18 protein-coding genes are annotated in these 18358 nt (G+C 66.9%); 11 read left to right on the top strand and 7 right to left on the bottom strand.

Translation table 11 applies throughout. The annotated features are described in order from the left end of the window. Nucleotides 1–3: 3 nt before the first annotated feature. A complete protein-coding gene (gene yczE, locus WFK36_RS17935) occupies nt 4–648 on the bottom strand; it encodes a membrane protein YczE (RefSeq protein ID WP_336793322.1) in 645 nt (214 codons plus the stop codon). A gap of 61 nt (nt 649–709) precedes the next feature. Here yczE and yczR point away from each other — a divergent pair, with 61 nt between their 5' ends. From yczR to WFK36_RS17910, 5 genes are read left to right on the top strand one after another with little or no spacing between them, the layout of a single operon-like run. Next, on the top strand, nt 710–2170 hold the full coding sequence (yczR, locus tag WFK36_RS17930) for a MocR-like transcription factor YczR (RefSeq protein WP_336793321.1): 1461 nt from the start codon (nt 710–712) through the stop codon (nt 2168–2170). A 22-nt stretch (nt 2171–2192) separates the two neighbouring features. After that, nucleotides 2193–2741, top strand: coding sequence for a hypothetical protein (locus WFK36_RS17925; RefSeq protein ID WP_336793320.1), 549 nt, complete (start codon nt 2193–2195; stop codon nt 2739–2741). A 46-nt stretch (nt 2742–2787) separates the two neighbouring features. Continuing rightward, the gene (pdxH, locus tag WFK36_RS17920; protein WP_336793492.1) at nt 2788–3456 is read left to right on the top strand and encodes a pyridoxamine 5'-phosphate oxidase; all 669 of its coding nucleotides are present in this window, start codon (nt 2788–2790) and stop codon (nt 3454–3456) included. Then, nucleotides 3456–4745 carry an MFS transporter gene (locus WFK36_RS17915; protein WP_336793319.1) on the top strand — a complete coding sequence of 430 codons (1290 nt, stop codon included), beginning with the start codon at nt 3456–3458 and terminating at the stop codon, nt 4743–4745. The genes pdxH and WFK36_RS17915 overlap by 1 nt, the downstream gene beginning before the upstream one ends. A gap of 36 nt (nt 4746–4781) precedes the next feature. Beyond that, on the top strand, nt 4782–5390 hold the full coding sequence (locus WFK36_RS17910; protein ID WP_336793317.1) for a YdeI/OmpD-associated family protein: 609 nt from the start codon (nt 4782–4784) through the stop codon (nt 5388–5390). Nucleotides 5391–5452: 62 nt separating this feature from the next. Here the strand turns inward: WFK36_RS17910 and WFK36_RS17905 are convergent, their stop codons facing one another. Beyond that, complete coding sequence (locus WFK36_RS17905) at nt 5453–6076, bottom strand: Pr6Pr family membrane protein (RefSeq protein ID WP_336793316.1); 624 nt, start codon at nt 6074–6076, stop codon at nt 5453–5455. Between the two features lie 240 nt (nt 6077–6316). Between WFK36_RS17905 and WFK36_RS17900 the strand changes: the two genes are divergently transcribed. Continuing rightward, nucleotides 6317–6604: a hypothetical protein gene (locus tag WFK36_RS17900; protein ID WP_336793315.1), complete on the top strand. Its 288-nt coding sequence runs from the start codon at nt 6317–6319 to the stop codon at nt 6602–6604. Nucleotides 6605–6653: 49 nt separating this feature from the next. On the opposite strand, the gene WFK36_RS17895 is transcribed toward WFK36_RS17900, so the two are convergent. Genes WFK36_RS17895 through WFK36_RS17885 form a run of 3 tightly spaced genes read right to left on the bottom strand, consistent with a single transcriptional unit; the run spans nt 6654 to nt 9259 of the window. Continuing rightward, nucleotides 6654–7652 (bottom strand): oxygenase MpaB family protein, encoded by a 999-nt coding sequence (locus tag WFK36_RS17895; RefSeq protein WP_336793313.1) that lies wholly within the window; start codon nt 7650–7652, stop codon nt 6654–6656. Nucleotides 7653–7694: 42 nt separating this feature from the next. Continuing rightward, complete coding sequence (locus WFK36_RS17890; protein ID WP_336793311.1) at nt 7695–8573, bottom strand: 5-oxoprolinase subunit C family protein; 879 nt, start codon at nt 8571–8573, stop codon at nt 7695–7697. Further along, entirely contained in the window at nt 8570–9259 is a 690-nt protein-coding gene (locus WFK36_RS17885; protein ID WP_336793310.1) for a 5-oxoprolinase subunit B family protein, read from the bottom strand. The genes WFK36_RS17890 and WFK36_RS17885 overlap by 4 nt, the downstream gene beginning before the upstream one ends. Nucleotides 9260–9450: 191 nt before the next feature. On the opposite strand from WFK36_RS17885, the gene WFK36_RS17880 reads away from it, so the two are divergent. The 3 genes from WFK36_RS17880 to WFK36_RS17870 all read left to right on the top strand — a co-directional run bounded on the left by WFK36_RS17880 (nt 9451) and on the right by WFK36_RS17870 (nt 12006). Then, nucleotides 9451–10761: a citrate synthase gene (locus tag WFK36_RS17880; RefSeq protein ID WP_336793309.1), complete on the top strand. Its 1311-nt coding sequence runs from the start codon at nt 9451–9453 to the stop codon at nt 10759–10761. Between the two features lie 3 nt (nt 10762–10764). Beyond that, nucleotides 10765–11130, top strand: a complete 366-nt coding sequence (locus tag WFK36_RS17875) for an FKBP-type peptidyl-prolyl cis-trans isomerase (protein ID WP_008379127.1) — start codon at nt 10765–10767, stop codon at nt 11128–11130. Between the two features lie 144 nt (nt 11131–11274). Then, nucleotides 11275–12006, top strand: coding sequence for an enoyl-CoA hydratase (locus WFK36_RS17870; protein WP_336793307.1), 732 nt, complete (start codon nt 11275–11277; stop codon nt 12004–12006). A gap of 66 nt (nt 12007–12072) precedes the next feature. On the opposite strand, the gene WFK36_RS17865 is transcribed toward WFK36_RS17870, so the two are convergent. Both WFK36_RS17865 and WFK36_RS17860 read right to left on the bottom strand, forming a co-directional pair. Then, the gene (locus WFK36_RS17865; protein WP_336793306.1) at nt 12073–13395 is read right to left on the bottom strand and encodes a D-arabinono-1,4-lactone oxidase; all 1323 of its coding nucleotides are present in this window, start codon (nt 13393–13395) and stop codon (nt 12073–12075) included. Continuing rightward, nucleotides 13392–14636 (bottom strand): alanine racemase, encoded by a 1245-nt coding sequence (locus tag WFK36_RS17860; protein WP_336793305.1) that lies wholly within the window; start codon nt 14634–14636, stop codon nt 13392–13394. The genes WFK36_RS17865 and WFK36_RS17860 overlap by 4 nt, the downstream gene beginning before the upstream one ends. A 124-nt stretch (nt 14637–14760) precedes the next feature. Between WFK36_RS17860 and WFK36_RS17855 the strand changes: the two genes are divergently transcribed. After that, nucleotides 14761–15858, top strand: coding sequence for an MBL fold metallo-hydrolase (locus tag WFK36_RS17855; RefSeq protein WP_223291321.1), 1098 nt, complete (start codon nt 14761–14763; stop codon nt 15856–15858). Further along, the gene (locus WFK36_RS17850; RefSeq protein WP_336793304.1) at nt 15855–18356 is read left to right on the top strand and encodes an HAD-IC family P-type ATPase; all 2502 of its coding nucleotides are present in this window, start codon (nt 15855–15857) and stop codon (nt 18354–18356) included. Before WFK36_RS17855 ends, WFK36_RS17850 begins: the two co-directional genes overlap by 4 nt. Nucleotides 18357–18358: the final 2 nt, after the last annotated feature.

Genomic DNA, 18358 nt, shown 5'->3' with positions numbered 1-18358 from the left:
GCTCTATGCGTTCACCGCGGGCCGCTGATCGGCGGGCTCGGAGTGGCCCGAGACGGCGTCTCCGACCTTCAACAGGCGGGCGAAGAGCTGGATCAGCGGCCCGACGCCGAGTGCGTACAGGACGGTGCCCACACCGAGTGTGCCGCCCAGCGCGAAGCCGACGGCCACGACCGCCACTTCCAGTCCGGTTCGGACGAGGCGGACCGACCAGCCGGTGCGATTCACGAGACCGGTCATCATGCCGTCCCTCGGACCGGGCCCGAATCGCGCCCCGATGTACATCACCGTCGCGAACGCGTTGAGGACGATGCCGCCGAGCATCATCGGGATCGCGACGACGAGTGCCGGGCTGTCAGGAAGATGTGGTGCGACGAGGTCGAAGACGAGGCCGAGCACGAGAACGTTCGAGACGGTGCCGAGTCCAGGGCGTTGGCGCAGCGGAATCCACATCAGCAGGACGACGGCGCCCACGATGATCGACACCGTGCCGATCGAGAGGTGCACGTGTTCGGCGATGCCCTGATGCAGCACGTCCCAGGGGATGTTGCCCAAGCCCGCGCGCAGGATCATCGCCATCGACGCGCCGTAGAGGGCGAGTCCTGCATAGAGGAGGACGAGGCGGCGAGTCCACGAGAGTGTGTTGGTCATGTCCACCATCCTCCGGCGTACTGGACTGGTAATCCATAGCCAGTTGGGGGACACTGGCCCTATGATCACGGCCACTGGCTCCATCAGCGCGCACACCCTCGCCAAGCGACTCGGAGCGTGGCGGCCGGACGGTCCGCGGCCCGCCTACCTCGCGCTGGCCGACGCGGTGCGAGTCCTCCTCCTCGACGGACGTGTCGCCGTGGGGACGGCAGTGCCGAGCGAGCGGACGTTGGCGCAAGCGCTCGACGTCTCTCGGACGACAGTCGCCGGCGCGTACTCGACGCTGCGCGAGTCCGGTCATCTCAACTCTCGTCAAGGGGCGCGGAGTGTGTTGAGCCTGCCGGTGGCGGTGCCGGCAGAGCCGTTCGAGATCGGCGCCGAGGCCGACATGTGCAAGCTCAACATCGCGGCGCCTGCGGCTCCCGATCAGGTCGTCCACGAAGGCTATCGGCACGCGCTCGAGTGCGCGCCCACGTATCTGACAGGCACCGGGTTGTATCCGAACGGACTGCGCGCGCTCACCGAGACGATCGCCCGGCGCTACTGCGAACGTGGACTGCCGACGACTCCAGAGCAGATCCTCGTGACCTCAGGCGCCCAGCACGCGTTGCGCCTGGTCCTGGACATCCACGTGTCGCCGGGAGATCGAGTGGTGGTGGAACAGCCGACCCACCACGGGACCATCCTGGCGCTGGCCAGACACCGAGCACGACCGGTCGCACTTCCGTTGGACTCGGAGTCGGGGTGGGACCTCGACCACCTCGAATCGATCGTCCGACTGCAGCGGCCGAGTCTGATCTTCATGATTCCCGACTTCCACAATCCGACAGGTCTCCTGCTCGATGTCGAGGGACGTCGTCGGCTCGCCGAGATCGCGGCGCGACACCGCGTGCCGTTGGTGATCGACGAGACGATGGTCGAGATCGGACTCGACGAGGATGCCCCACCGCCGGTCGCCGCGTTCGCGCCGCGCGGCGCGCAGGTCATCACCCTCGGGTCGGCCAGCAAGACTGTGTGGGCCGGACTGCGCGTCGGTTGGATCCGCACTGAGACGCCACCGGATCCGTACGTCCTGGCCCGATACGAGCTCGACCTCGGCGGGGCGGTGATGGAACAGTTCGCGGCGCAGTACGCGCTCGATCACCTCGACGACTTCCTTCCCGCGCGCCTCGACGGACTGCGCCTCGCCCGTGCCGCGGCACTCGCATCGATCGACGAGTACCTTCCGGGCGCGACGACGGTCCGCGGCGTCGGAGGACTCACGCTGTGGGTTCACCTGCCCAGGCCCGTCGCGACGGTCACCGCCGCGGCGGCGGCCGGACTCGGAGTCCGGCTGACGCCTGGGAGCTCCTTCGGTCCCGACGGAGGTCTCGAGAGTCACATCCGCATTCCGTACACGCTGCCCATCGACCATCTCGTGACCGGGATCCGAACAGTCGGGCTGGCGTACCGTCGGTCGGTAGGCTTCGACGCTGTCGCGGCTTCGGCGGACGTCGACTTGGCGGGTCGGCTCGTCGTGTAAATCGGTTGCTCCACCGCGTCGGATGGGTGACGATCAACGACTCATGGAGATCACGTTCACCAAACTCGCCGGACGCTACGACATCGCGGTTCACCGCGATGTCGGGCACGCACTCGCCCCGCGCAACGGACCGGGGTTTCACGACGCGGTGCCGCACGACGTCGCGCACCTGATCGTCGAGACCGAATGGGGAATCCGCGGAGGCGTGTACGGGCGGCTGGCCGCGGCCGACGGCGACGACGGGATGTTCTGGGCAGCCGACCCCGCCGTGAAGCGGAAGGCCACGAAGAATCGTCGTACTCCGACGGAGTCGGAGTCGGCCGACATGGCGAAGTCGGAGCGGCTGGCGTCGCTGACCGTCGCCCTGTGGGAAGTCGCGCGCGGACGTCGGCGCCCCGATCCTGCGTGGCCGGGCACGGAGGCCGCGTCCGGTGAGAGCCCCGAGCTCCTGCAGAAGGTCTACGACCGATACGACGACTTCTCCCGCACCTGGTCGTCACTGCCGGCCGGGAGATCGGTGACCATGCCGTGGCCCTTCCCCGAAGGCGTCGGCACGAGGGCCCGTCGCTGAGGCGAATAGCATCGCAGGCGTGAACGACGAAGTGGATCTGCCGAGCATGCGCGTCGGATACGGCGCCGTCGACCCGACGGGGAAGGACGGCGTCGCAGCGAATCTCGATCCGTCCTGGCTGGTGGGCGATCCGCCGTGGCGCTCCCTGTTCGACGCGTGGCTGGCGGACGCGATCACCGCGGGTGTGGTCGAACCGAACGCGATGATCGTCGGAACAGTCGACGCCGGCGGCCGCCCGGCCACCCGCACGGTTCTGTGCAAGGGCGTCTCCGACGCCGGGATCGTGTTCTTCACCGGCTACGACTCCGACAAGGGCCGGGCCATCGCCGCTCATCCGTACGCCTCGGCGACGTTCCCGTGGATCGCGATGGAACGGCAGATCCACGTCCGCGGACGCGTGGTGAAGGTGGATCCGGCGGAGACGCAGGCGTACTGGAACTCTCGCCCGCGTGGGTCCCAGCTGTCGGCGACGACGTCTGACCAGTCGCGTCCGATCGCCTCCCGCGACGCGCTCGAAGCGGCCGCGGCCGCGGTGTCCGACGAATTCGGCGGACCGTTGTCGTCGACGCCCGTCCCTGTGCCCGAGCAGTGGGGCGGTTACCGGATCGAGCCCGACGTCGTCGAATTCTGGCAGGGCCGTGCAGATCGCCTTCACAACCGGGCTCGCGCGATTCGCGACGGCGACGGTTGGCGCGTGGAACGCCTGCAGCCCTGATGGGGAGGCTTCTCGCCGACACGACGCCCCTGGCGAACACACACTTCCGGCGGCTGTGGTGGGCCAACATCATCACGGTCATCGGCGCGCAGCTGACCGTCGTCGCAGTTCCAGCGCAGATCTATGCGATGACGGGAAGTTCGGCGTATGTCGGGCTGACCGGCGTGTTCGGCCTGGTACCGCTCGTCGTGTTCGGCCTGTGGGGCGGTGCGCTCGCCGACGTCTTCGACCGTCGGCGGATCCTTCTCGTTACCACGGTCGGCCTGATCGCGACCAGCATCCTGTTCTGGGTGCAGTCGGCGGCGGGATGGGGCAACGTGTGGATTCTGCTCGGGGTGTTCGCACTCCAGCAGGCGTTCTTCGCGGTCAATCAGCCGACGCGGTCGGCAGTTCTGCCGCGCATCCTGCCGACCGAGGAACTGCCCGCCGCGAACTCCCTCAACATGACGGTGATGCAGGCGGGCGCGATCGCCGGTCCGCTCGTCGGCGGCGCGCTGATCCCCGTTCTCGGCTTCTCGCTGCTGTATCTGGTCGACGCGATCTGTCTGCTCGCCACACTCTGGGCCGTGATCGGTCTGCCGTCTTTGGTCCCGGAACTCTCCGGCGACCAGCGGCCAAAGACACCCGGCCTCAAATCGGTGATCGACGGACTCGGATACCTCCGCGGACATCCTGTGCTGCTGATGTCGTTCGTCGTCGACTTGATCGCGATGATCTTCGGCATGCCGCGGGCGCTGTTCCCGCAGATGGCGCACGAGAGCTTCGGCGGACCGTCGGACGGTGGCATCGCCTTCGCCTTGTTGTTCATCGCGATCCCGTTGGGCGCCGTTGTCGGAGGCGTCCTGTCCGGGTGGGTGTCCCGGGTGCAGCGACAAGGTCGGGCAGTTGTCGTCTGCATCATCGTGTGGGGTCTGTCAGTCGCGGTGTCCGGCGGTCTCCTTTTCTTCGCCCACGGGTCGGCTCTGCCGATCCTCCCGCTCGTCGTCGTCGCGTTGATGGTCGGCGGAGCCGCCGACATGGCGTCGGCCGCCTTCCGTCAGACGATGCTGCAGTCCGCCGCCACCGACGACGTCCGCGGACGTCTGCAGGGTGTGTTCATCGTGATCGTCGCGGGCGGACCGCGCATCGCCGACGTCGCGCACGGCGCGACCGCTGCCGTAGCCGGGACCGCGGTGACGATCGCCGGCGGCGGCATCGCAGTGGTCATCGGAACCGTTCTCGCCGCGCTCGCCGTCCCCGCCTTCTGGCGCTACCGCGCGTCCCTCCGGTCGGGTTCAGATGTGGCGTAGGCGCAGTGCTTCTTAGGCGCTGTGCACAATGAGCGCATGGACTCCGCAGACATCACGGACTCGTCTGACGACCTATTCTTCCGCGACGCCGAGGCTTTCAGCGAGTGGCTCGAGTCGAATCACGACACGTCGTCGCAAGCGTGGGTGCTGTTCCACAAGAAGGGTTCCGGGCTGGCGAGCCAGACATGGTCCGAAGCCGTCGACGTCGCACTGTGCTTCGGGTGGATCGACGGCCTCCGTAAACGCGTCGACGGCGACAGCTACCGGGTGCGCTTCACGCCGCGGAAGAAGGGCAGCGTGTGGAGCGCAGTCAACGTCCGGAAGGTCGAGGAACTGACGCGGACGGGCAGGATGAGGCCCAAGGGGGTGGAACTGTACAACAGTCGAAAGGACTCCGACGGCTACTCGTCTGAGACGCGACGGGTTCCTCTCGACGCTGAGTACGAACAGCAGTTCAAGGACAATCCCGCTGCGTGGGAGAGGTTCGCGACGTTAGCGCCCTCGTACAGGCGAGACGCCGTCTGGTGGGTGATGAGCGCGAAGAAGGTCGAAACGAGGCTGAAACGTCTGGATGTTCTGATCGCCTCATCGGCGCAGGGTGAGCGCGTCCCCGTCTTCAGAGCGAAGGGCGCCGCGACCTCCTGACCGCCGGGGTCTGGCTGGCATCGGTCACGTTCGCCGACGATCGGTCGATAGATCGACCGATCTCAGAGAGCCTGCGCTGTAGTCCGTTTCGCGATCCGGTCTCCGGCGCGGTCGACGAGAAAGGCGAACAGCGCCATCGCCGCGAACACTCCAATGAGGATCGCCGACATCGCGGCGTACCCGTGCTCGCGCGGGTCGATGAACGGGTACGGGTACCAGTCGACGATCGGTCCTCGGACCAGTGTGTACCCGCCGTATATGAGCGGCGCGATCAGCCACTGCGCCCACCTCGACCTGCCGCCGGGGGTGCCGGGGACCAGCAGCCAATCGAGGGTGAGCACGATCGGGAGCACCAGGTGCATCACCCGATTGATCCACATGACGTTCAGTTGCACGTCGATCCCAGAGAGCAGCGCTGCGTAGACGACGCCGGTGATGACCATGCACGTGGTCGCCAGACCTCTGATCCACGTGAAACACCGTGATTCCGGCGCTGAGGCGACAGCGCAAGTCACCAAGGTCCCGACCGCCAGCACATTGCTGAGCACGGTGAAGTAGCTGAAGTAATTCCCGAGCCCGAATCCGGGGTTGTCCCAGCTCAGGATCGGAAGAACGATGAGTGCAACGCCGCCCAGGATCCCGGCGGCGAGTCGGAGCGCTCGGACGACGAGCGAGTCACCTGTCATCAGTGCAGTCTGACTGGTCTGCCCTCGTGATGGCGGCGAATGCCGCGGGAGGTTTACGCATCAGGCGTCCGTTCCCGCTAATGGTCTGACTATTAGCGGGAGTCGACTTCTGTAGCGGGAAGGCTGACGATGGTGTTGTTGCTCTGCCAGACGAGCGGGTTCAGTCCATCGACGAGTCGCTTCGTCTGATTTGATGGTCGTTGGTCGCATCTTCGGCGACCACATCGTGGGGGAGTAGACATGACAACGGACGACGCAGCGCGGACCGATCGAACGCGCCGCGCGAACGCCACTTTGTACCGGCATCCGTTGTGGATCGTCGGTCGGATCGTCGACGTCCTCTTCAGCCTGGTCGTCTTGGGTGCGATCGCCGGTGCCATCGTGTGGCTGAACAACGACACGAACGCGCTCTGGCCTGCACTGGTGTGGCCGATCGCAATCGCAGTGCTCCTGCGCTGGTGGGGCAACAAGTTCAACAAGTTGGCCCGTGAGGGCGTTCTCACGGAGCGGACCGTCGGCGACAGGTGATCGCTCGAAGCGCTCACTCAGGCGTCCATTCCCGCTAATGGTCTGACTATTAGCGGGAATCGATTCGTGTAGCGGGAGTCGGGGCTGCGGTGGTGTTGCTCTGCCAGGGGAGGTTGGCGCGGCGGGCGGCGGTGACGGGGCAGTAGTGGATCGGGCTGTCGCGCTCGGCGCCGGTGGGCAGATTGCGGACGGGGGTCTCCAAGAGTGGAGCGTCTGCGGCGACGCGGCCGGTCAGACGGTCGTCGGCGTCACGAGCTCTCGGGTGGCGGCGGTACCGAGCCGGAAGCAGCTTCATCCCCGCGTTGACGGCCTTACCGAACAGGCGAAAGCGCCGTTGATCGGCATCGGTCCAGGTCAGTCCCATCATCTCGCGGACCGGTTCGTCGTACAGGCCGGTGGTGATCCACAGGAATATCCGCTGGACGACGGCGACCTGCCGCTTCCACAGCCAGGCGGGCATCCACGCCGCGGCCCACGGCGGTGGCGGCAGGACGGTGATGTCCAGGACGGTCCGAACGGCCTCGTGGTCGCGGAGCACTCGGCGGCACATATGGTCCCAGTACTCGAGGAACTCCTCGTACGTGTCAGGGCACGGCCGCATGCTGACGCCGTACATCGAGTACCAGGCACGCGACTCGTCGAACAGACGACGTTTGTCGGCCTCGGAGATCGGCGGACCGAACGCTTCGGCGCAGCGGATGTTGCCGTACCAGAACGTGGCGTGCGCCCAGTAGAAGACGTCGGGGTCGAGCGCGTGATAGCGCTCGCCGTCGTTCATCGTGCCCTTGATGGTCCGGTGGTAGTCGCGGACCTGCGCGCCGGTGTCCGGCGTCTGGTCGAAGACGACGCCGCTGATCGGATACAGCGACCGCATCAGGCGCTCCCAACGCTCGCCGAAGAAGTCTGAGTGGTCCCAGACGCCTGCGGCCAACTTCGGGTGCATGTTCTGCATCGACCCCGACCACAGGCCCATGAGCATCCCGCGCCAGTCGCCGAAGTAACGCCACGTCACGGAGTCGGGCCCCAGCGGGGGCAGCACCTCAGTCATGAGACGGAACTCTATCTTCGTCTCAAACTGGTGGCAAGGGCGTCAGCCGACCACAAATCTCACCGAGTCGCCTGACACCAGCTGCGCCGCGCGGATCAGTGACGCGGGGGTGAGCACGGCGACCGTCGGGTAGCCGCCGGTCACCGGGTGATCGGCGAGGAAGATGACGGGCTGGCCGCTCGGTGGAACCTGAACGCCTCCGAGCGGAACACCCTCGGATCGCAGTTCGGGCAGATCACGGTGGACAAGCGGTGGTTCGGTCGATTTGGACGGCCGGTCGAGGCGGACGCCGATCCTGTTGGACGCGGGATTCACCTGCCACCGGCCGATCACCAGTTGACCGGGGTCGACGAGCCGGTCGGCGCGCGGGCCCGGCCGGACCGACAGGAGCACCGCGGGCTCGGTGCCGACAGCTGGCGGCGGTGCGAGCATCACCGCAGGCCAGTCGCCCGACAGGTCGCCGACTGTGAGACGGTCCTTCACGCTCAGCGGCGGCGGGCCGAGTCCGGACAGGGTGTCCGTCGACCGCGACCCCAGTTCGGGGGTGACGTCGAACCCGCCGCGGACGGCGATGTAGTTGCGACACCCGTGGCGCGGTGCGGTCACCGACACCGACTGACCGTTGCGCAGCGGGATCGCGGAGTGGCTGCCGACGTCGTGTCCGTCGACCCGCACCCGCGTGGGCGGGCCGGTCACGGCGATCAGCGCGGTGCCGTGGACCCGGGCGGAGAATCCGCCGAGCGTCACCTCGACGCATGCGGCGTCGGGAAGGTTTCCGACGAGCCGGTTCGCCAACCCGAACGACTCGCGATCGGCGGCGCCCGACCGCGGCACACCGAGGTGAGCGTGGCCGGGCCGTCCGAGATCCTGGATCGTCGCGAGGGGCCCGGTGGAGCACACCGTGAACTCGGCGGGTGTCACCCGATCACCTCCTCGGCGCGCACGAATCGGACTCGTGCTCCCGCCGACAGCACGGATGGGGGAGCGGCGGTCGAATCCCACAGCACGGTGTCCGTCACGCCGAGCAGGTGCCAGCCCCCGGGGCTCACCCTCGGGTACACCGCGCTGTAACCGGCCGCGACCGCTACCGAACCGGCGGGCACGCGGGGGCGTGACTCCTCGCGTCGAGGGAGGTCGTTGAAGACGGCGGTCAACGAGGGGTCGCTGCCGTCCTCGGGCACCAGATATCCGAAGCCGGGAGCAAAGCCCATGAACTGCACCGTCCATGTGAGGTGAGTGTGCGCCTGAACCAAACGATCCGTCGAGCACCCGGCGGCATCCGCTGCGGATGACAGGTCGGCACCGTCGTAGCGGACCGGGATCACGATCGCCGACCGCACGGAACCGATGCCTTCATCGTTGTCCGGAACCGTCGAGGCGAGCAGATCGTGGACGACGCGGCGTACCCCGAGCTCGTTCAGGCCGGTGCCCGGAAGTGCTTCGACGAGAACGGTTTCCGCGCAGGCCACGACGTCGGACAAGGACACTCGGCCGTCCGCGGCGGCACCGCGGAGCGCGTCGGCGACTCGTGCGGCAGTCCACGCGGGACGATCCGCGGAACCGAAGTCGAGGAGGAGTCCGTCATCTCCCGCAGGGCGCTCGCGCATGCGCTCAACGCTACTGGGCGCGCAAGCGGCTGCGGGCCGTATGAGTAAGCTGAGCGGGCGACGAGAGAGTCGTCGGCCGCGCGCATGAGGAACCTGTGGAGATCCCCAAGGACCCTCGTTGGGCGGCTGAGTCGAAAGACGACTAGGTTGTTACCCAACAACTGCTCACCCGCGATTGCTAAGGGGTTTGTGTGTCCGTGGAGAATGGCGCCACCGAACAGCAGAACGGTACTTTCACCTACCCCGGTGGAAAGATCGACCTGCCGATTCTGAAGGCTTCGGAAGGCAGTGACTCGGTCGCACTGGGCTCGTTCCTGTCGCAGACCGGTATGACGACCTTCGACGGAGGCTTCGTCAACACCGCGTCGACCAAGTCTGCGATCACCTACATCGACGGCGACGCGGGCATCCTGCGTTACCGTGGCTACCCGATCGATCAGCTGGCTGGAAAGTCGACGTTCATCGAGGTCAGCTACCTCCTCATCTACGGCGAGCTGCCGACGCAGGCGCAGCTCGATGAGTTCACGAACAAGATCCAGCGCCACACGCTGCTTCACGAGGACCTCAAGCGGTTCTTCGACGGCTTCCCGCGCAACGCGCACCCGATGCCCGTCGTCTCCAGCGCCGTCAACGCGCTGAGCGCCTACTACCAGGACTCGCTCGATCCAAAGGATCCCGAGCAGGTCGAGCTGGCCACCATCCGCCTCCTCGCGAAGCTGCCGACCATCGCGGCGTACGCGTACAAGAAGTCGCAGGGCCAGCCGTTCCTCTACCCGGACAACTCGCTGAGCCTGGTCGAGAACTTCCTCCGCATGACCTTCGGCTTCCCGGCCGAGCCCTACGAGGTGAACCCGGACGTCGCCAAGGCGCTCGACATGCTGTTCATCCTCCACGCCGACCACGAGCAGAACTGCTCGACGTCGACCGTCCGCCTGGTCGGCTCGTCGCAGGCGAACCTGTTCACGTCCATCTCGGGCGGCATCAACGCACTCTGGGGCCCGCTGCACGGCGGCGCCAACCAGGCCGTGCTCGAGATGCTCGACGAGATCCGCGCTTCCGGTGGCGACACCAAGGCCTTCATGAACAAGGTCAAGAACAAGGAAGACGGCGTGAAGCTCATGGGCTTCGGTCACCGCGTCTACAAGAACTACGATCCGCGCGCCGCGATCGTCAAGGAGACCGCCGACCAGATCCTCGCGACCCTCGGCGTCCAGGACGATCTCCTCGACATCGCGAAGGGCCTCGAAGAGGTCGCTCTCAACGACGAGTACTTCATCGAGCGCCGCCTGTACCCGAACGTCGACTTCTACACCGGCGTCATCTACCGCGCGATGGGCTTCCCGACGCGCATGTTCACCGTGCTGTTCGCCCTGGGCCGCCTCCCCGGCTGGATCGCCCACTGGCGCGAGATGCACAACGACCCGACCACCAAGATCGGTCGCCCGCGGCAGCTGTACACCGGCTACACCGAGCGCGACTACCAGTCGATGGGAGATCGCTGAACCATGGCCGACAACACCAAGCCCGAGGTCGAATTCCCGGAAGGTCCCGCCCCGGCGGAGCTTCAGATCACCGACATCATCGTCGGTGACGGCGCCGAAGCTCAGCGCGGCGGCATGGTCGACGTGCACTACGTCGGCGTCGAGTTCGAGACCGGCGAAGAGTTCGACTCGTCGTGGGACCGCGGCCAGTCTGCGAACTTCCCGCTCGACGCGCTGATCCCCGGCTGGCAGGAGGGCATCCCCGGCATGAAGGTCGGTGGACGTCGTCGCCTCGTCGTCCCGCCGCTGCTCGCGTACGGACCCGAAGGTGCGGGACACCGCCTCTCCGGCAAGACGCTGATCTTCGTGATCGATCTGCTCGGCGCTTAATGCATCTCGACTCCGCTCGATGACCGGGCGGGGACTCCGCTCGATGAGCGGAGAAGAAACCCCTCGACTGCTCCCCGAGCGCAGTCGAGGGGTTTTCTCGTATCCGGTCACAAAACCCTCGGCGGATGTCGGTACTCTGCCGTCATGATCGTGAGCACCGCAGACGGATATGTGACGACCATCGAGTTGGCCCGTGAGGCCAAGCGCAACGCGCTCGACTACGACATGCTGCGCGACTTGTCGCAGGCGTTCACTGTTGCAGTCGAGTCGGGAGCGCGCGCCATCGTGCTGACCGGACGTGGAAGCGTGTTCAGCGCAGGAGCCGACCTGTCCGGGCCCGTCTACGATCCGGAGTTCCCAGAGAAGCTCGTCGCCGTCATCGCGCAGATCGAGTCGACGCCCGTCCCGGTGATCGCCGCAGTCAACGGCCCCGCGCTCGGCGGCGGGCTGCAGTTGGCGATGGCCGCAGACCTCCGCGTGATGGCGCCGGGATCGATCGCGGGCATCCCTGCCGCCAAGATCGGTGTTGCGCTCGACGAGTGGACCATCAAGCGTCTCGTCTCACTCGTCGGCGGTGGGCAGGCTCGCGGCATGCTGCTCGGGTGCGACCCTCTGACGGCCGATCGCGCGTACAGCCTCGGCTTCGCCAACCGAATCGGCGATCTCGAGGACGCCAAGCACTGGGCCGACACGATCGCCGGGTTCGCTCCGCTCACCCTTCGCCACTACAAGATGGTCCTCACGGGAGACGGCGCCCGCGACGAGGCGCCCGCAGACCGTCACGAAGCGATGCTCGCCGCATGGATGAGCGAAGACGTGAAAGAGGCGCGCGCCGCTCGCGAGGAGAAGCGCGCACCGAACTTCCAGGGGCGCTGACCAACGCTGGAGACGATTTCCGGTCCTGGTGCGGAAATCGTCTCCAACGTGGTGGACAGTCTGGGATCAGCTGCCGAGAGCGGTTTGCAAGTACGGGTTCGTGAAGACGCGCTGCGGGTCGAACCGGTTGCGGACTTCGAGGAACTCGTCGAAGCGTGGGTACACGCTCCGCAGGTAGTCGGCGTCGCGCGTGTGCATCTTGCCCCAGTGCGGACGACCGGCGTGCGACATCATGATGTCCTCGACATCGCGGAAGTAGGCTTCCGACGCCGCGACGTCGTCCCCGGAGAAGCGGTGGACGGCGATGTAACCGGACGCGCGGTCGGATGCGGTCGACAGCATGAGGTCGTCGGCGGCGGCCGCGCGGACCTCGATCGGGAAGCTCACCTTGTGGCCGCGGCGGTCGATCATCGCGCGGATCTCGCGCAGCGTGTCGGGCACGGCTTCGAGTGGGACGGCGTACTCCATCTCGCGGAAACGGACGTCGCGGTCGGAGATGAAGATCCGGTCGGAGCGGTCGGTGTACGTGCGAGCCGAGAGCGCGCGTCCGACGACCTGGTTGATCGACGGGACGGTGCGCGGCGAACGGGCGCCGACCTTGCACAGTGCCCCGAGCAGCTTGTTCGACAGCAGTTCGTCGTCGATGTAGCGCCGGAGGTCGCTTGGACCGGTGGCCGGGGTGTCGCGCGGAACGCGGGTGTTGGTCTTCACGAGTGTCTTCGTGGTGTGCGGGAACCAGTAGAACTCGTAGTGGTCGACGTTCTCGACACGCTCAAGGAACGTCGAGAAGGTCTCATCTGCTTCGCCGGGACCCTCCTCGGCTCGGATCGAGAACGCGTCGACGCACTGGATCGTGATCTGCGTGAGGACGCCGAGCGAACCGAGCCCGAGTGCAGCGGCCTTCAGGTCGGGGTCGTCTTCGCCGATCACCCGGACGGTGCCGGTGCCGTCGACGAGGGTGACACCGCGGATCTGGGTCGAGATCCCGCCGAACGCACCGCCGGTGCCGTGCGTTCCGGTGGACGTCGCGCCCGCGAGGGTCTGCTTGTCGATGTCACCGAGGTTGGCCATGCCGAGGCCGAGCGGTTCGAGGATCGCGGGGATCTCGTGAAGGTGAGTGCCCGCGCCGAGGGTGACGCGCTTGCGGTCGGCGTCGACACTGATGAGTCCGCGGAGTCCGGACAGCTTCACCTGGATGCCGGGTGCGACGGCGATCTGCGAGAAGCTGTGACCCGCGCCGGCGGGCTTGACCGTCTGACCGCTCGCGGCGGCGGTGCGCACCGCGTCGGCGAGTTCGTCCACGCTCTGCGGCGTGATCAACTCCGTCGGTGTGCACTGTGCGGTGCCACCCCAGTTGGTCCACGTCGCGGCTGCTGTCGTCTGGCTCACAGGAAGCACTTCCCTTCTCCGCGGTAGGTCGGGACCACGTCTACGACGTCGGCGACTCCACTGCTGTCACGTTTGATCAAAGCTACGCGAGCGGCACGTTCGGCCACCTCGCCCGATTTGGTGTGGCGGAACCACACTCGATCGCCCACCGAGAGGCCGCGAGCGGCCGCTCCGGTGAGCGGAGTCTGCACTTCACCGGCCGATTCGGTACTGATGTACTCGAGCCCTTCGGGCCATACCGGCTTGGGCAGGCGGTCCTGTGCGGGCGGCCCGGACGCGATCCATCCGCCGCCTGCACACGTCACGATTTCGTCGTCCGGACGGCGCAGAACGTCCAGTCCGAACGCCATCGCGGGTGCCGGACGGAAGTGGCGGTAATTGTCGAAGAGATGCCCGCCGAACAACCCCGAGCCCGCAGCGATGTCGGTGACCGACTTGTCTTTGGCGGTCTCCTCGAGGGATCCGGTGCCGCCTGCGTTGACGAACTCGAGGTCCGCGATCTCCCGGAGGGCGCTGATCACTTTGCCGCGACGATGGCGGATCTCCGTCATCGACACGGCCTGGATCGCCGAGACCGCCGTGTTCATCGCGAACTTGCCGTCGACGTCGTTGCCGAGTCCGGCCACCTGCGCCTCGTACGACATCACGCCCACGAGAGCGAAGCCGTCACGTCCGACGATGGTGCGAGCGAGCGCGGTCGCCTGGTCGACACTGTGGATGGGCGACCGGCGGACACCGAGGTGGACGCGCCCGCCGACGGCCCGAAGCGACGCGTCGAGGTCGATCGCGACGCGCACCACCGGCCGCTTGGCGGGCGGCAGCACGGCGTCGACCAGGTCGAGCTGAGCGACGTCGTCGACGAGGAGTGTGACCCGCCGACACGCGAATTCGTCGGCGAAGAGTGTTGCGAGCGCTTCTTTTTTGGCGGTCGGGTAGCCGAGAAGCACATCGGAGACGCCGGACTCGGTCGCGAGCCAGTGGGCTTCTGCGGCGTCGAAGGCGAGGACTCCCGCGTACCCGTCACGCGAGAGCACGTCGTCGATGATCGAGCGGACCCGAAGCGACTTCGACGCGACGCGGATCGGCACACCGGACGCGCGTCGTCGCAGGTCGGCGATATTGTGCTCGAGAAGATCGAGGTCGAGGGTCAGGACTGGGGAGTCGAGCCCGGCGCGTCGTACGGCGTCGTCGATCGCCGCCCAGTCGGGGCGCGGGGTGTCGACTGCGGGGTTGTCAGTCACGGGTGTTCTCGCCTTCGGTGAACCTGAGTGGATCAATCGATCAACTGTTGTCGAATACAGCATAGGGCATAGTCGGACGAAAGTGTGTCCCAGGCCACCCTCGCGAGACGATTACGCTGGTCGGGTGACCTTCACATCAACTGTCAGACGCCTGCCCGCACCGGCCCCGCTGCGCGCGATGGGCGCATCCGCGGACGCGATCGCCGAAGCGACATCCGGCTCGCCGAACCTCGTCGACGGAGTGTTCACCAACGTCGAACCGGTACCCGACACCGAAGGTCCCGGCGCCGGGACGTTTGTCGACATGATGCGTCGCCCGGGCAAGCCGAACGGGGTGCTTCCGGTTCTGCGACCGGTGTTCGCTGACGAGCCGTCTGGACTCACGATCACCTGGCTCGGGCATGCGACCGCTGTCGTCGACATCGACGGTGTCCGGGTGCTCCTCGACCCGGTGCTCAGCGATCGATGCTCACCGTCGCAGTTGATCGGTCCCAAGCGGATGCACCGGGTCCCGGTGACGGCGGCCGAGCTCCCGCAGGTCGACGTGGTGCTCCTCAGCCACGATCACTACGACCACCTCGACTATCCGACGATCCGCACGATCGCCGCCGCCCAGCCGCACGCTCGGTTCGTCGCGCCGATCGGAGTCGACGCTCACCTGCGGTCGTGGGGAGTGAGTGCCGACCGGATCAGCACGGCTGACTGGAAGGGCGACGTGACGCTCTCTGTTCGGGAAGTGGATGTGCGTTTCGGCTGCGAACGCGCCCGACACTTCTCGGGGCGTGGTCTCACCCGTAATCAGACGCTGTGGGCGAGTTGGGCGATCGTCGGGCCGTCGCACTCGGTCTTCTTCTCCGGCGACACCGGTTTCACTGATGCGTACCGCGAGGTGGGGGAGCGATACGACCCGTTCGACGCGACGCTCATCGCGGTCGGGGCGTACGACGTCCTCTGGCCCGACATCCACCTCAACCCCGAGGAAGGCGTCACTGTTCACGGTCTGGTCAACGGGGGTGATCGAGGCGGCCTCCTCATTCCCATCCACTGGGGTACGTTCAACCTGGCGCGGCATTCGTGGGGCGACCCGATCCAGCGACTGCTGCCCGCAGCGGAGTCGGCGGGGGTCGAACTGTGTGTGCCCCGGCCCGGCGCCGCGCTCGACGTCGACGCTCGCGTCGGCACGGCTTTCGACGATCCGACCTGGTGGGAGCGCTACCTATGACTTCGACGACCGACCGTCTGCCCGGACTGACAGCGGCGGAGGTCGCTGAGCGCGTCGCCGCCGGTCAGGCCAACACGATGCCCGACAAGTCGGGCCGCAGCGTCGCCGACATCATCAGGGCGAACGTCTTCACGAGGATCAACGCGATCCTCGGCGTGCTGTTCGCGATCGTCGCCTTCACCGGGTCGTTCATCAACGGTCTCTTCGGTCTCCTGATCATCGCCAACAGCGGCATCGGCATCATTCAGGAGATTCGCGCCAAGAAGACGCTCGACCGTCTGGCGATCGTCGGCCAGACCAGGCCGGTCGTCCGTCGTGACGGTGTCGCCACCGAAGTTGCGCCCGATCAGGTGGTGCAGGGCGACATCATCGAGCTCGGTCCCGGCGACCAGATCGTGGTCGACGGCGAGACCGTCGAATCGGAATCCCTGGACGTCGACGAGTCCCTGCTGACCGGTGAGGCCGATGCTGTCGACAAGTCGCTCGGCGACCCGATCATGTCGGGAAGCTTCGTGGTGTCCGGGTCGGGTGCATACCGGGCGACAAAGGTCGGCGCGGACGCGTACGCCGCGCAACTCGCGGCGGAGGCCAGCAAATTCACGCTCGTGTCGTCCGAACTGCGCTCCGGCATCGATCAGATCCTCAAGGTGATCACCTGGCTGTTGATCCCGGCCGGCATCCTGACGATCATCAATCAGCTGTTCATCAGCCAGAACGGCCTGCGAACCGCACTGCTCGGCATGGTCGCCGCGCTCGTCCCGATGGTCCCCGAAGGCCTCGTCTTGATGACGTCCATCGCCTTCGCCGTCGGTGTCGTCCGGCTCGGACGCCGTCAATGCCTCGTCAACGAGCTTCCGGCGATCGAGGGCCTGGCCCGCGTCGACGTGGTGTGCACCGACAAGACCGGAACGCTCACCGAGAACGGCATGCGGCTCTCGGAGATCCGCGTCGTCGACGATTCGGTGACTCCGGAGTCAGTGCAGACGGCGATGGCGGCGCTCGCGGCAGCGGATCCGCGTCCCAACGCGTCGATTCAGGCGGTCGCCGAGGCGTACCCGGACGCACCCGGATGGTCGACGTCGGCGATCCTGCCGTTCAGCTCGGCAAACAAGTTCAGTGGCATCTCCTTCGTGGACGGCGACGGGACCGATCGCGGCAACTGGTTGATCGGTGCGCCCGACGTGCTGCTCGACCCGGAGTCGGAGATCGCGCAACTCGCATCCGACCTCGGCTCGACGGGCCTGCGCATCCTGCTCGTCGCCACCTGCGACGCACTCGTCGACACCGTGCCGGCCACGGGCAGCAACCTGCCCGGCGTGATCACACCCGTCGGACTGATCGTGTTGGAGCAGCGGGTGCGCCCGGACGCCAAGGACACGATCGAGTACTTCGAATCGCAGAACGTCGCGGTGAAGGTGATCTCCGGCGACAACGCACTGTCCGTCGGAGCGGTCGCCGCGTCGCTCGGACTCGGCGAGCCCGAGCAGGCGGTCGACGCCCGGAAGCTGCCGACCGACTCTGTCGAGTTGGGGAAGGTGGTGGGCGACGCCGACGCGTTCGGTCGCGTCCGCCCCGACCAGAAGCGTGCGATGGTGCAGTCCCTTCAGGGGAACGGGCACACCGTCGCGATGACGGGCGACGGCGTCAACGACGTCCTGGCGCTCAAAGACTCCGACATCGGCGTCGCGATGGGCTCGGGTTCGTCCGCCGCCCGGTCGGTCGCTCAGATCGTCTTGTTGGACAACAAGTTCGCCACGCTCCCGTACGTCGTCGGCGAGGGCCGACGCGTCATCGGCAACATCGAACGCGTCTCCAACCTGTTCTTGACCAAGACCGTTTACGCCGTTCTGCTCGCGCTGCTGATCGGCATCGGCGGTCTTGTCGCGAAGGGATTCGGCTGGGCGCCGATCAGCTACCCGTTCCAGCCGATCCACGTGACGATCTCCGCGTGGTTCACCATCGGCATCCCGGCGTTCGTCCTGTCGCTTGCGCCGAACAACGAGCGCGCTCGTACCGGGTTCGTGCGCCGAGTGCTCACGCAGGCGGTTCCGAACGGCATCATCATCGGCCTGTCGACGTTCGTCTGCTTCCTACTGGTCAACCGCGACTACACCGGTGCGCTCGCGAGCTACACCGGCAACGTGTTGCTCTCGCCCGCAGACACTGCTGCCGCGATCGCCGGGGCATCGCAGACCATCGGTGCGCAGCAGACCCAGGCCGCTACGGCGGCGCTCGCGACGATGATCGCGATCGCCGTGTACGTGCTGGCGGTCGTAGCGCGCCCGTACACGTGGTGGAAGGCGGTGCTCATCGGCGTCTCGGTGGTCGCCTACGTGCTGATCTTCACGGTGCCGTTCAGCCAGCGGATGTTCCACCTCGACTCGTCGAACGCAGGCATGATGGCCGTCGCCGCCGTGTGCGCGGTAGTGGGCTGTGCCGCAGTGGAGATCAGCACACGACTGTTGAAAGCAGCTCTCGACCGACGCGCCGCGGCCTGACC

This window comes from Gordonia malaquae (genome assembly GCF_037148075.1).
Taxonomy (GTDB): domain Bacteria; phylum Actinomycetota; class Actinomycetes; order Mycobacteriales; family Mycobacteriaceae; genus Gordonia; species Gordonia malaquae.
Note: the sequence above shows the minus strand (reverse complement) of the source record. Positions and strands in the feature narration are given on the sequence as shown.